At 70.3% G+C, this 13,538-nt stretch carries 9 protein-coding genes; 1 reads left to right on the top strand and 8 read right to left on the bottom strand.

Annotated features, from left to right (window positions below; all coding sequences use genetic code 11):
* Positions 1 to 6: 6 nt before the first annotated feature.
* From PH203_RS40255 to eccD, 8 genes are all read right to left on the bottom strand, one after another.
* The gene (locus PH203_RS40255) at positions 7 to 381 is read right to left on the bottom strand and encodes a hypothetical protein (protein ID WP_289926906.1); all 375 of its coding nucleotides are present in this window, start codon (positions 379 to 381) and stop codon (positions 7 to 9) included.
* Entirely contained in the window at positions 381 to 833 is a 453-nt protein-coding gene (locus PH203_RS40250; RefSeq protein WP_289926904.1) for a YbaB/EbfC family nucleoid-associated protein, read from the bottom strand. Before PH203_RS40250 ends, PH203_RS40255 begins: the two co-directional genes overlap by 1 nt.
* Positions 834 to 1,014: 181 nt before the next feature.
* Positions 1,015 to 4,200, bottom strand: a complete 3,186-nt coding sequence (locus tag PH203_RS40245; RefSeq protein ID WP_289926903.1) for an AAWKG family protein — start codon at positions 4,198 to 4,200, stop codon at positions 1,015 to 1,017.
* 25 nt (positions 4,201 to 4,225) lie between these two features.
* The gene (locus tag PH203_RS40240; protein WP_030955146.1) at positions 4,226 to 4,696 is read right to left on the bottom strand and encodes a type VII secretion system-associated protein; all 471 of its coding nucleotides are present in this window, start codon (positions 4,694 to 4,696) and stop codon (positions 4,226 to 4,228) included.
* A gap of 122 nt (positions 4,697 to 4,818) precedes the next feature.
* The gene (locus PH203_RS40235; protein WP_289926901.1) at positions 4,819 to 5,127 is read right to left on the bottom strand and encodes a WXG100 family type VII secretion target; all 309 of its coding nucleotides are present in this window, start codon (positions 5,125 to 5,127) and stop codon (positions 4,819 to 4,821) included.
* 87 nt (positions 5,128 to 5,214) lie between these two features.
* Complete coding sequence (locus PH203_RS40230; protein ID WP_030955148.1) at positions 5,215 to 5,550, bottom strand: hypothetical protein; 336 nt, start codon at positions 5,548 to 5,550, stop codon at positions 5,215 to 5,217.
* Between the two features lie 476 nt (positions 5,551 to 6,026).
* On the bottom strand, positions 6,027 to 7,592 hold the full coding sequence (gene eccB / locus PH203_RS40225; protein ID WP_289926893.1) for a type VII secretion protein EccB: 1,566 nt from the start codon (positions 7,590 to 7,592) through the stop codon (positions 6,027 to 6,029).
* Between the two features lie 40 nt (positions 7,593 to 7,632).
* On the bottom strand, positions 7,633 to 9,039 hold the full coding sequence (gene eccD, locus PH203_RS40220; RefSeq protein WP_289926890.1) for a type VII secretion integral membrane protein EccD: 1,407 nt from the start codon (positions 9,037 to 9,039) through the stop codon (positions 7,633 to 7,635).
* A 454-nt stretch (positions 9,040 to 9,493) separates the two neighbouring features.
* Here eccD and eccCa point away from each other — a divergent pair, with 454 nt between their 5' ends.
* Entirely contained in the window at positions 9,494 to 13,486 is a 3,993-nt protein-coding gene (gene eccCa, locus PH203_RS40215; RefSeq protein WP_289926887.1) for a type VII secretion protein EccCa, read from the top strand.
* Positions 13,487 to 13,538: the final 52 nt, after the last annotated feature.

Here is a 13,538-nt window from a genome sequence, read left to right as displayed (position 1 = left end):
CGGAGGTCAGCGGCGGCCATGCCCGCCCGGGCCGTCACCGTTGAGCCCATCGGTCTCGATGCGGTTGTTGACCCGCTCGACGTCCTCGATGTTGCGGTCGCGGGTGTCCTTCATCATGCGGACCTGGCTGACCGTGGCGTCGGTGATGCCCACGACCGCGTCGCGGATGGACATCATCGTCTCCTTGGTGGTCTGCCGTTCCTTCTGCTCCTGCGGCTTGGCCTTCTCCGCGAAGTCGCCCTCCGTGCCTGGCCAGCTGACCGTGGGTGCCAGCTCGTCGAGGAACTCCTCGGTGATGCCCTTGGCCAGGGTGCCGATCTCCTCGAGCTGCCTGGCCAGGGCCTCGATGCGGTTCGGGTCGGCGTAGTAACGCTGTCCCATCAGTCCTCCCCGTCCTCGCCGAGCGCGTCCCGCCAGGCGGGGATGGCCCGGTCGTCGCGCGCGGTGTCCTCGTCGTCGCGCAGTACCTCGGGGCCGAAGATCCGCTCCCAGTCCAGCTCGAAGCCCTTCAGCTCCGGCACATTGCTGCTGGGTTCCGTGAAGGGCGCCATCGCCTTCATCACATGCCGGTTCATCTTCAGGCGTGCCGCGTTCGCCGCTTCCAGGACGCTGGCGGCCAGCTCCTGGGGGGACATGTCGCGGTACTTGTTCTCCAGGAACTCGATCCCGGCCAGCTCACCCTGCGGGCCCACGGTGGCGCGGACCGCGCGGTCGGAGGAGAGCACCGCGAACGACGCCTGCCGCAGCTCGCGTTCGGTGCGCGCGACCGCCTCCTGGGCGGCCTGGAGTTCGGCCATCGCCTTCTCGAGGCGCTTCTCCAGCGGTTCCGTCACGCCCGCTCCTGCCTTCCCCGTCGGTCTCCGTGTGCGTCCGGGCGTGTGGTCCGTACGCCCGGTCGTGCTTGCCGGTCCGTCAACTGCCCTGCTGATCTTGCCCGGTGAGGCCCCCGCCGCGGAAGCGGGGGCCGGGTGTGATTCGTCTCGGTGCGGCGCTCGGGCCGCGGCCGTACGGCGTTCACCGTCCGATGACGGCCGGTGTGCCGCCCTCTTCGGTGCCCCACACGTCGGCGTCCTCTTCCAGGTAGTCGGAGCTGGTGGCCCTGTTACGGCCCGGCTCCGTCTCCTCCTCGGGGGAGTCGCCGCCGGTGGTCGCCACCCGGGAGGCCGGGGCGAGGAAGGTGTCGTCGTCCTCCTGGCGGTTCCACGGGCTGCGCCGACGGCGGTTGCGGCGCTCGCTCTCCTCGGCCGCGTCGACCAGTACGGCACGTACGCGTTCGCCGTTGCCCTTGTCGCCGCCCGCTCCCATGCCGCCGGCGCCCATACCGCCCATCGGCATGCCGGGGCTGCCGGGCATGCCGGGCGCGCCGGGGGCTCCGGCTGTCGCGGCGGAGGCGAGCGGGCTGCCCGCGCTGTCGGCGGCGTCGTCCGAGAGGGGTTCGGCTCCGGTTCCGCCGGCGCTGTCCGCGGAGAGGTAGCTCTCCCCCACGCCGCCGCCGGATGACCCGTCGCCCGCGCCGCCGACGCCGAGGTCAAAGAGCGAGAGGTCCTGGGTGGAGGTGCCGCCGCCGGTGTCGTTGAGGCCGCCGCTCTCCAGATCGCCGAGGCCGTCGAGGATGTCCGAGGTGTCCGGGCCGCCGGACGAGTTCAGATCGTGCAGGTCGATCCGCTCGGTGTTGCCCTGCGGGTCGGTGACGGTGGCGATGCCGGTGTCCGGGTCGATGACCTGCTTGCTGCCGTCGGGGAACTCCGTGGTCAGCATGCCGTTGTCGAGGCTGGTCTTCGAGCCGTCCGGGTTGGTCACCGTCGCGCCGTGGGTGAGGTCGGTGGTCGTGGTGGTGCCGTCGGCGTTCGTGCTGGTGAGCAGACCGCTGTCCGGGTCAAAGCTGATCCTGCTGCCGTCGCGGAAGTCGGTGGCGATGTCGCCGTCGCTGAGGTGGGTGCTGCCGCCGGTCGGGGTCTCCAGGCCGCTGCGGTCGGTGTTGAGGTTCCCCAGGTCGCCCTCCGACTGGGTGGGCAGGTCGGAGTTGATGTCGCCGAGGTCGCTCAGGTCCGCGTTGTTGTTCTGGCTGTTCAGGTCGCCCAGGTTGCCGAGGTCCTGGGTGGTCGTGGTGCCGTCGGGGTCGGTGGTACTGACCTGCCCCGTCGAGGGGTCGACGGTCTGGACGCTGCCGTCGGGGAACGTGGTGGTCAGCTTGCCGTCGTCGCCGAGGGACGTGACCGAGCCGTCCGGGTTGGTCACCTTGGTGCCATCGCCCAGGTTCTGCGTGGTGACGCTGCCGTCCGGGTGGGTGGTGGTGAGCACCCCGCTGTCCGGATCGAAGCTGGTGCTGCTGCCGTCCGGGAAGTCGGTGGTGAGCTTGCCGGCGTCGAGCTGGGTGTTGCCACCGGTCGGGGTCTTGACCGAGCCGCCGGCCGTGTTCAGGTCGCCGAGGTTCCCCAGGTTCTGGGTGACCGCCTCGTTGGCGGCGTTGTTCGTGCCGTCCTGCCTGTTGTTCACCGCACCGAGGTTGCCGAGGTTCGTGATGCCCGGGGGCGGGGTGGACGTGAAGGCCTCCTGGTCGCCGCCCTGGCCGTTCACGTCGCCGAGGTCGCCGAGGCTCTCGGTGACCGGGATGTTCTGGTTCAGCAGGTCGTCGAGGCCGTCGATGTTCTGTTCGGTGACGCCATTGGGGTTGTTGATACCGCCGAGGCTCTCCTCCATGGCCTTGGCCTGTTCCTCGGCCTGCCGCTTGGCCTCTTCCTGCTCCCGCCGCTGCTCCTCGCGCAGCTCGTCCTGGTACTTCTTGTCCTCCTCCCGCTGCCGGTTCTGCTCGGCGCGCAGCTCCTCCTGGTACTTGCGGTCCTCCTCGCGCTGACGCTCCTGCTCGGCGCGCAGCTCGTCCTGGTACCTGCGGTTCTCCTCGTTCTGCCGGTTGATCTCCTCCTGCTCCTCCTTGGCCTTCTTCTCCAAGTACTCCTCGGAGGCGGTGCTGGTCGACTTCGGCTTGGGCACGTTGTCGGAGAAGTCGTCGCCCAGGTCGAGGAAGTGGTTGTTCAGGTTCGACTGCACCTCGGCGGCAGGCTTTCCGAGGTACTCGTTGACGCCCTGACTCCAGATCTTGACGGCCTTGTCGCCGACCTTCGCCCAGTTCGCGATGTCGGTGAGGTCGCCGTACTCCGGGTGCACCTGGGTGAAGCCGGCCTGCGGGCTGTGGCTGACGGTCGTGGTGTAGCGGGAGGTGTAGGACTTGATGTCCGTCTTGGCGACGTTGTTGGCGTCGACCCATTGGGCGAGGTCGTCGAGGACGTAGCGCAGGACCTGGTGGGGGTCGTAGTACGGGGACTTGGCCCAGGCGAGCCACGCCTCCAGCAGCTTGTTCGCGGCGTCCTCGAGGTACTTGCGGCCCAGCGACAGGGCGCGGGAGTACACGGTGCCACCGGTTCCGGTGCCGTCGCCGGCGCCGGGGCTCTCGTTGAAGGTCTCGACGTAACTGTCGTAGTTCTCGCGAATCTTCGTCAGCAGGCTGCGGAAGACCTCCGCCGCCTCGCCCTTCCAGCTGGCGTCGTCCCGGCCGAAGCGGTCCTCCCAGTCCTTGAGCACCACCGCGTGGTCCTTGAAGAACTTGGCGGCGAAGTCGAAGGACTCCCCTGTCGTGTTGAAGGAGTTGAGGTCCACGACGTCTGCCCCGGGCACGCCGAGGTTGCTGAACCGGGCGTCGGTGGTGTTGCCGCCCAGGAGGGCGAGGAGTGCCGCCCGCGGCCCGTTCATGTACCGGGCGAGCGGGATGGTGCTCATCTTGTCCTTGTTGTAGTCCGTGAACTCGTTGCCCTCACGGACCTGCGCGTCATGGACGTTGTCCGAGCCCGGACCGGCGAAGATGATGTTCTCGCCGTCCTTCACGCGGCCCTCGAAGACGATGCGGGCCTGCATGATCGAGCGCTTCTTGCCGCTGTTGAAGAACCAGATGTCGTAGTCCTCACCCTTGTTCGTCAGGAAGCCGGAGTCCTTGACGAGCACGGAGAGGCTGCGCTCCTGGATGTCCATCCGGAACAGCTTGCCGCCGTGGTCGGAGCGGAGCGTGTCGAAGATGGTGTTGCGGTCGGGCACCGGATAGCCGGTGATATGGGTGACCAGGGTGGCCCAGGTGTCACTCGACGGGTCGCCGGCGTTGTCGAACTTGTCGACGTTGACGACGGAGTTGGGATCGTACCGATCGGCCACCGGGCGCCCTTTCTATCGGAGTTGGTCAGGACTCGTCGTCCGGGTCGCCGGTGCCGCCGGCGGTGAGGGTGTCGACCTCGTCGAAGGTCTGGAGGAGCGTCTGGGCGTCGATCGCGTCGAGGTTCTTGTCCTTGGTCTTGTTGGCCTCTTCGATCGTCTCGGTGAGGGCCTCCTTCAACTCCTTGAAGAGGTCCATCTGGTCGCCGAGCAGCTTGTCGATGGCCTCGGCCGCGGTGCGGATGTCCTCGATCAGCTTCGGTCCCGAGACCAGCGGTTCGGTCACCATCCTGCCGATACGCAGGAGTTGCTTGTCCTGGGCGAGGTTGTCCGGTGTCGTGTGCCCGTCGATCAGGTGGCCGAGCGGGCGGATGTGGGACCCGTCGCCCTCCTCCTTGTGCTTCTTCGCGGCGGTGTAGACCGGCTGTACCTCGTTGTCCCGGAAGTTCTCCATCTGCTTGAGGTCGAAATGCTTTACGTCGGCCTTCTCACCGGCCATGGGACGCACTCCTGACGCTTGGTGCCGGACGGGGACACGGGGGCCCGGCAGACGCCCCGTTCACGGACGACGGCCGGGCCACGCCGCCGAACCCTCGACGATGAGGACGTTGCGGCGGGACCCTAACGGGCCCGCACATTGCCCCAGTTGTCGGCGCTCTTGCGCTCGTCGCGGGAGTGGTTGTCGTGGATGCTCTGGATCAGCTCGCCGTTGTCGCCGAGGAGCTGGGCCATGTTCTTGGTGGCCTGGTCCCACTCCGCCTGGACCTGACGGTAGGTCTCCTGGTCGGAGCCCTCCCAGGAGTTGACGAGCGGCTTCAGCTCGTCCTCCAGGTTGTTGAGGGTGGTGATGATCTGCTGGGTCTGCGTCATCAATTCCTCGATGGCGTTGCGGACCACGGGGTACTGCACGTCGATGATGCCGTCGGCCATGACGTCTCCTCTCGTACGGCCGGGCGCCGGCCCGGGAAGCTCAAGGGATCCGGCCTCGCCGTGACGGGGCCGGTGCTACCGGTCGGGTCAGCTCAGCGCTTCGAAGACGCCCTGGCTGGTCTTGCTGTTGAGGACCTCGGTCAGGTCCTGGTTCTCCTGCGCCAGACGGTTGGCGGAGGTCACGTTCTCCTGGAGCGCGTCGACCATCTTGCTGATCTGGATGACGACCTTCTGCGCCTCGGCGTTCCAGCTGCGGAAGAGCTTCAGCAGGGCCTGGCCCTCGTCGCCGCCGACGCCCGAACGCGCGGCGATCTCGGCCACGTTGTTCTGAATCTTCTCGACCTGGCTCCGGGCCGACTCCAGCGAGGAGACACCCCCCAAGCCCTTGGCATAGTCCGCTTTCCTTGCGGCGCTGTCCGCCATGTCGCGCTCCCTTCGTTCAGCCCTGTCTCGTCGCACAGTTGCTTGCTGAGGCTAAAGAGAAGCCGGCGTTCCGCGCAACGCGCACAGGGAAGATTTGAGCTTCGGTCAGCTCGCCTCGGAATTCTTACGTGGCAAGGGAGTTGTGCGGAGGTTTCAGCGCTATGAACAAGCCTCTCCGATCGGCCGGACTCCTGGTGCACGCACCGTCCGCCGGGCAACACGAGGCGGGCAAAAAGCGGGCACCGGAGGAAGCCGAACGGGCATCACGAAGCGCCGCATCCCGCTTTGCAAGCGCTTCCCCGGGATTCCGCGGCCATGGCTGGTCCGAAATATCTGAGCTTTGTTTGAGGTTCTCGCCGCGAGCCGTCCGCGATGACTCCGCGGACTTCACTCCATCGGTAACCACTTTGGCTCAATACTTCTGTTGGTCCCGCCCTTTTCCTTTTCATCGGCGCTGAATGCGCCCCTTGCCGTGATCAGCGTACGGTGTCCCCCTTGTCCGCAATGGCGCTCGCCTCGTCCGCCTTTCGCTCCGGGTCCGGGGCGCACTGCGGAGCGGTCACCTTGGGCTCGACGACGCCCGAGGCGGCGGCCGGGTCGAGGTCCGCGCCGGTCGGGAGTGCCGCGAGGAGCGGTGCCGGGACGGAGGTGACGTCTGTGGTCTCGTAGCCGAGCGCGGCCAGCGAATTCTTGGTGGAGACGCGGTACTTGACGCCGTTCTCCGCCACCAGGTAGCTCGTCCCCGCGTGCGCGGCGCCGCTGGCGTTGAGGGCGCGGACCAGGGCGCCGTGGCCGGGGCGGACCACCGTGGCGTCGGTCGGGACGCAGGCGGGCTTCAGCGGCTGGGCGGTGCCCTCGGACACCGCGACCGGGGCGAGCCGGGTCAGCGGTACGAGCACCGATCTGATCCGGACGCCGCCGTCGTCGCCGTCGACCTGGGCGCAGAGCGCGGTGCCGCGTGGCGCGGACTGCGGGAGGGGCGGTGCGTCGGGCAGTTCCGTGGAGGCGCCGGTGTCCTGGTCCCCGGCCCGGTGTTCGCGCAGTGCGTCGGCGCCGAGGGTGCGCACCTCGGGCGAGCGCCCCTGGTAGGCATCCTTCTGGGTGGCCGGGTCGCCCAGCACCAGGGCGGCACCGAGCCTGGTCAGCGGTACCAGGCCGTCCTTGCGCAGCAGGTGGTAGGTGCTGTCGCCGCCGGGGACGCTGACCTTGAACAGCTGGCCGATCCGGCTGGCCTCCCCGCCGAGTTCAGGACCTTCCTCACCGCGTCCCGCCACCACGGGCGGCTTCAGGACGGGACCGGGGGCCAGTGCGTCGAGAAAGGCCGCCGAGACCGGCATGGGCTGCTCGGAGCCGTAGCCGAGGGCGTTGCGGGCGTCCGACTCGCGGTCCAGTGGCAGCCGGCTGCCCCGCCACACCAGGTACTCGGTGTCGTCGGGCCCGCTCACGAGCACCCCACGGTCGCCGCCGATGCCGTTGGAGTCCAGCGGCGCACCGGCCACCAGGGTGGTCGCCCCGGGCTTCTCCACCCCGGTGCTCGCCACGGCACCGGAAGTGTCCGGCAGCGCGCCGTCCGGGCCGGTGACGCACATGTGCCAGGCGCCGTCGTCGAGTTGGCCGGGCTCGGGCACGGTGTCGGGGATGCCGGGGATGCCGGCCGGGGCGCCCACCGGGACGTCTCGCAGCGAAGCGGTGGCGACGTCCACTGTCTCCAGGTCGGAGCCGCCGATCAGCCGCGCGGAGGCGTAGTTGCGCACCGGGTGCAGCACGCCGTCGGTGTTGGTCCACAGGTAGCGGGCGCCGGTGTCGCGGTTGACCACCAGGTGCGCGTCGTCGCGCCAGGCGTCGTTCCCGCCGGGCCGCAGCAGACCGTACACGGTGGCGCCGGCACCGACCAGGACGGTGACCAGTACGCCGAAGACCACACCGCGTGTGGTGCGCCCGAGCGGGCTCTCAGGGGCGTCCGGGTCGGCCATCAGCAGGCCCGAACTGAGCCTGCCCATCATGAAGGTGTGGGCGTGTACCTGGTCGCGTTTGGACTGCACGGCCTCTCCTAGTCGTTCTCTTGCCGCAGTGCGGGTGTACTCAGCCGAACAGGCCGCGCAGCCAGCCGAAGAGTCCCGCCACCCACAGGCTGAGCGGCAGCAGTGCCACCGCGATGCCGGTGTGCGCCACCTCCGCGGCCCGGCCCCAGTAGGGCAGCATGCGGCGGCCGGGCACCGTCCAGGCGGCGATCACCAACGCGGCGGCCGCGCCGAGCAGTACCGCGAAGACCACCAGTCGCCCGTCGCCGTCGCTGTCGGCCGCCCAGCTGCGGGCGAGCAGCAGCAGGCCCCAGATCCCGGGCACCGCGAGGGTGAGCCGCTGGCCGATGTGGACCAGCCCCCGGGAGTGCAGAAGCAGCAGCAGGCTCAGCGCGAGCGCGGTCAGCACCTCGGGCAGGTTCGGGTGTTCGGCGAGGACTAGCAGGGCACCCGCGGCGATGATGCCGGTGACGGCGAAGAGTGCGGTGACCCAGCGCCCGGCCAGTTCGGTGCGCTCGGCGACGTCGCTGCCCGCGTAGGGCTCGATGCCTTCCTGGAGCTGGCTGGCGGAGGAGGGCAGGGCGGGCATCCGCATCCCGGCCAGCTTGAAGGCGAACGGCGCCACGGTCCCGGCCGCGAGCACGAACACCGTCGCGACCAGCGCGACCGCGGCCGGCACGTGCAGGTCCGTGTAGCCGATCAGGGCGCCGGAGATGGCGATGGCCACCGACACGACCGCGGTGCCCAGCAGGGCCGGAGCGCCGACGGCGGTGGCGGCCAGCGCGAGGACGGCGCCGCCGGCACCGGCCGCGCCCGCCGCGAGCAGCCGGGCGCCCGCCACCTGTGCCGCGTCCGGGCCCGTCAGGTCACCGCCGGGCAGCACCCAGCCGGCGAGCGCCAGGCAGGGTGCGACCAGCAGGCCGAGCGCGGTCGCGGACAGCCGGTCGCCGACCGCGCGGCTGGCGGTGCCCGCGCCCGCGAGCAGCAGCAGCCCCGTCACGGCGGAACAGGCCGCCCTGACCGAGCCGGAGCCGGCCGCCCCAGGCCAGAAAACCAGCACCAGTGCCGCGGCCACGGTCGCCACGGTGGCGCCCACCAGCAGCCCGCGGGCCGCCTCCGGGTGCCAGGTGTGCAGCCTGCGGCCGGCGGTGTCGGCTATGCCGTCCACCAAGTCGTCGAGCCGGGCCTCGGGCAGGGCCTCGGTGTGCGGGCGCAGATAGAGCACATCCCCGTCGGCGAGGCCGGCCCGGGCGAGGGTCGTCTCCTCGTCGAGCGGGGCGTCGCCCAGCCGCTGGAGCACCCAGCCGGCATGGTCGAGTCCGGCCTCCTCGGCCTCCTCGCCGACATAACGCAGCAGTGTGGGCAGCAGATCGGCGACCGGCACGTCGGCGGGCACGGCCAGATCGACGGAGACGCTCGGCGCACGTACGGTCAGGCGGCACAGCTCGGCCACCGCGCTGTCGGTCATCAGCTGAACTCTCGTCTTCCGTGGGGGCTTTGACAGGAGGACTTCCCCGCGAGCGGGACAGTGCGAAGAGTACGGAGGGTCCGCACGGGCCAGAACAGGGGGGTCGGACAAGGGAATTACGTCCGCGAGCCCGGCAACCACCTCCCCCGCGTGGACAGGTCGCGTTACGTGAATGCAGACTACTGCCTACGCTCGCCGGAACGTGCTGGGGACCGGGCTCCTTGTCCGGTATGCAGTTGAATGGTGGGAGAGTTGACCGTTCTCTGCTTTCCGCTCACAACATTCATCCGGCGTTCACCGCGTACCCGGGTCCCCGGAAAATGAGCGCGGTGCGGTCTTTCCGGCTACCGGCTGTCCCGGTATTCGGCGCGGGCCGGAAAGCCAGTGAAACCGGAGGTTCTGTTCCTTGAGTGTGGTGCTGTTTCGCCGGCCGGCCCGCAGGCGCGGTCCCGAGATGCCCGAAGGGCAATTGACCCTCCAGGAGCCGCCGGTCCTCGCCGAGACGGTGCCCGACACCTCGGCGATATGGACCTATCTGCCGATGGCCCTGATGTCGGTTTCGATGATGTTGATGTTCCTGCGCCCCGGCGGCGGCAACGGCGTCTTCATCTACCTGGCGATGGGTGTGATGGCGCTGTCCGCCGGCGCGATGCTGCTGGGCCAGCTGATGCGCCGCTCCAGTGAGCGCAAGCAGCGCCTGAAGGGCGAGCGCCGCGACTACCTCCGCTATCTGGCGCAGACCCGCAAGCGGGTCCGGTCCACCATCGTGGAGCAGCAGCGGGCGCTCGCCTGGCGTCACCCGGAGCCCTCGTCCCTGCGCTCGCTGGCGCGCACCTCACGGCTGTGGGAACGCCGCCCGGCCGACGAGGACTTCGGCGAGGTCCGGCTCGCGGTGGGCGAACAGCAGCTCGCCCTCACACTGAACCCGGTGTCCACCCGCCCCGTCGAGGACCTGGAACCGCTCTGCGCACACGCCCTGCGCCGCTTCATCCGCGCCTACTCCACGATTCCCGAGCAGCCTCTGGGCCTCTATCTGCGCTCGTCGGCCCGGGTCCTGCTGCGCCCCGAGGAGGCACTGGACGAGGAGGTCGCCGCGTCCTCCGGGACCCCCGAGGGCGCCGACAACGAAGCCGTACGCGCTCTGCTGCGTGCCGCTCTCGGTCAGCTCGCCGTGTTCCACGCGCCGGAGGAGCTGTGGATCGCCCTCTGTGTCAGCGACGAGCGGCGGCCCGACTGGGAATGGGTCAAGTGGCTGCCGCACGCGCTGCATCCGCACGAGGAGGACGGCGCCGGTCAGGTCCGCCGGATCACGGCCGACCTGACCGAGCTGGACGACCTGCTCGGCGCCGAGTTCGCCGAGCGCCCCGGCTTCGACCCGGATGCCCGCCCGGGCCGTGACGAGCCGTACACGGTCGTCGTCCTGGACGGCATCACCGTCCCCGAGGGCCATCGCTGGGAGGGCCACGGCTATCGCAACGCCGTGGTGCTGGACGTCTCCGGCGCGCTGCGCTGGCGGCCCGGCCGCAACACGCTGCGGCTGACCGTCGGGCCGGACCAGGTGAATCTGGTGCGCACCGACCGCAGCCGCAAGGAGCGCTCGGTGCCGCTCGGCCGGCCGGACCGGCTCGGTCCGCTCGGCGCGGAGTCGCTGGCTCGGCTGCTCGCCTCCCGCCGGATCAGCCTGGGCAGCGACATCGCGCAGCCGCTGGACAGCGACGTGGAGCTGACCACCCTGCTCGGTATCCCCGACCTGCACCGGCACGACACCAAAGCCCTGTTCGCCCGGCACACCGGCTCCGCACGGCTGCGGGTGCCGATCGCGGTCGGCGTGGACGGCCGCCCGGTGGAACTGGACATCAAAGAGTCAGCACAGGGCGGCATGGGCCCACACGGCATGCTCATCGGCGCCACGGGCTCCGGCAAGAGCGAACTCCTGCGCACCCTCGTCCTCGGCCTCGCCCTGACGAACTCCTCGGAGACCCTGAACTTCGTCCTCGTCGACTTCAAGGGCGGCGCCACCTTCCTCGGCCTGGAGGAGCTGCCGCACACCTCCGCCGTCATCACCAACCTCGCCGACGAAGTCGCCCTGGTGGAGCGCATGCAGGACGCCCTGCACGGCGAACTCATCCGCCGCCAGGAGCTGTTGCGCGCGGCCGGCAACTACACCTCCGCCCTCGAGTACGAGCGCGCCCGCGCCGCCGGGGCCGACCTCACCCCGCTGCCCAGCCTGTTCGTGGTGGTCGACGAGTTCAGCGAACTCCTCTCCGCGCACCGCGAGTTCATGGACCTGTTCGTGATGATCGGCCGCCTCGGCCGCTCGCTCGGCGTGCATCTGCTTCTGGCCTCGCAGCGCCTGGACGAGGGCCGCATGCACCAGCTGGAGAGCCACCTGTCGTACCGAGTCGGCCTGCGCACGTTCTCCGCCATGGAGAGCCGGGGCGTACTCGGCGTCCCGGACGCCTACGAGCTGCCCGCCCAGCCCGGCAGCGGCTATCTCAAGTCGGGTGTGGAGGCCCTGACGCGCTTCCGTGCCGCCTACTCCTCCGGCACCTACCGGCGTCGCACCGGCGCGGTCGTGCAGGCCCGGGTGGCCAGCCAGGTGGTGCCGTGGACCAGCGGCTGGGTGGTGCCGCGCACCCTCGACCCCACGCCCGTTCCGGAGCCGGAGACCGAGGAGGGCGGCGACGAGGAGACTCTGCTCGACGTCGCCCTGGACCGGCTGCGCGACTCGGGTCCCGCCGCCCACCAGGTGTGGCTGCCGCCGCTGGACGAGCCGTCCCCGCTGGACGCGCTGCTGCCCGGTATCGCCGCCGACCCCGAGCGCGGCCTCACCGCCGCAGGCTGGTCCGGCACGGGCAGGCTCCGGGTCCCGGTCGGCCTGGTCGACAAGCCCTTCGAGCAGCGCCGCGACCCGCTGGTCGTGGACCTGTCCGGAGCCGGCGGCCACGTCGCCATCGCGGGCGGCTCGCAGAGCGGCAAGTCCACCCTCGCCCGCACCCTGATCGCCGCGCTCGCCCTCACGCACACCCCGGCCGAGATCCAGTTCTACTGCCTCGACTTCGGCGGCGGCGGTCTCTCCCAGTTCGCCGCGCTCCCCCACGTCGGCGGGGTCGCGGCGCGGCTCAACCCGGAGCGCGTGCACCGGGCCGTCGCCGAGGTGATGACGCTGCTCGCCCGCCGTGAGCAGTTCTTCGTCGACCACACCATCGACTCCATGCAGTCCTACCGCCGTCGCCGTGCCGCCGGGGAGTTCCCCGACGAGCCGTTCGGCGATGTGTTCATGGTGGTCGACGGCTGGTCCACGGTCCGTCAGGACTACGACGACCTGGTTCCGAAGTTCAACGAACTCGCCGCGCGCGGCCTGAACTACGGCATCCACCTGCTCATCACCACCACCCGCTGGGTGGAGCTGTCCGCGCAGGTCCGCGACCAGGCGGCGACCCGCCTGGAGCTGCGGATGGGTGATCCGATGGACTCGGAGATCGACACCCGCAAGGCCCGCTCGGTACCGCGCAGCGGTGGCCGTGGCATCACCGCCGACAGCAAGATGCACTTCCTCGCCGGCCTGCCCCGCCTGGACGGCAGCGGCTCCCTCGAGGACCTCGGCGAAGGGGTCGCCCACCTGGTCGGCGAGGTGGCCAAGCACTGGCCGGGCCCGGCCGCGCCGCAGGTCCGGATGCTGCCGCACCGGCTGCCGCTCGCCGAACTCCCCGCGCCCGAGCAGACCGAGGGCGGCGGCATGCGCCTTCCGCTCGGTATCGACCAGGACGCCCTGGAACCGGTGTGGCACGACTTCAGCCGCACCCCGCACCTGATCGTGGTCGGCGACACGGAGAGCGGCAAGACCAACCAGCTGCGCCGGATCACCGCGGGCATCACCGCCCGGTACGCGCCGCACGAGGCGAAGATCATCGCGGTGGACTACCGGCGCACGCTGGTGGACGGCATCCCGGAGGAGTACCGCATCGGGCACGTCATCTCCCTGGACAATCTCAAGGAGACGATCGACGGCGCCGCCCGCGCGATGAAGACCCGTGTCCCCGGCGCCGACATCGCCCCCGCCCGGATGCGCAAGTGCGACTGGTGGACCGGCCCGCGTCTGTTCATCCTGGTCGACGACTACGACATGGTCTCCAGCAACTCCTTCCAGAGCCCCTTCGAGCCGCTCTTCGAGCATCTGACGCTCGGCTTCGAGATGGGCCTGCACGTGATCGTCGCCCGTAGCGCCATGGGCGCGGGCCGGGGTCTGAGCGACTCCCTCATCCGCCGTATGGACGAGGCGAACAACCCCGCGATCCTGCTCTCCTGCCCGCCCACGGAGGGCCGCCTCTTCGGCAACGCGAAGCCCGTCAACCTGCCGCCGGGCCGGGCCCTCCACATCGCCCGCCGCAAGGCACGGCTGATGCAGACGGCGCTGGTGGAGCCGGCCGCAGGCCAGGAAGGCTGAGACGGAACGACGGCGGCGGGGATCACCTGGTGATCCCCGCCGCCGCCGTCGT

This window comes from Streptomyces sp. S.PB5, from assembly GCF_030403745.1.
In the GTDB taxonomy this organism is placed as follows: domain Bacteria; phylum Actinomycetota; class Actinomycetes; order Streptomycetales; family Streptomycetaceae; genus Streptomyces.
This window is presented reverse-complemented; position numbering and strand designations above follow the sequence as displayed.

Excerpts from the sequence above, each read along its gene's own strand:
- PH203_RS40255 (WP_289926906.1), bottom strand. The coding sequence starts at position 381 with ATGGGACAGCGTTACTACGCCGACCCGAACCGCATCGAGGCCCTGGCC.
- PH203_RS40230 (WP_030955148.1), bottom strand. The coding sequence starts at position 5,550 with ATGGCGGACAGCGCCGCAAGGAAAGCGGACTATGCCAAGGGCTTGGGG.
- PH203_RS40235 (WP_289926901.1), bottom strand. The coding sequence starts at position 5,127 with ATGGCCGACGGCATCATCGACGTGCAGTACCCCGTGGTCCGCAACGCC.
- PH203_RS40240 (WP_030955146.1), bottom strand. The coding sequence starts at position 4,696 with ATGGCCGGTGAGAAGGCCGACGTAAAGCATTTCGACCTCAAGCAGATG.
- eccD (WP_289926890.1), bottom strand. The coding sequence starts at position 9,039 with ATGACCGACAGCGCGGTGGCCGAGCTGTGCCGCCTGACCGTACGTGCG.
- eccCa (WP_289926887.1), top strand. The coding sequence starts at position 9,494 with ATGCCCGAAGGGCAATTGACCCTCCAGGAGCCGCCGGTCCTCGCCGAG.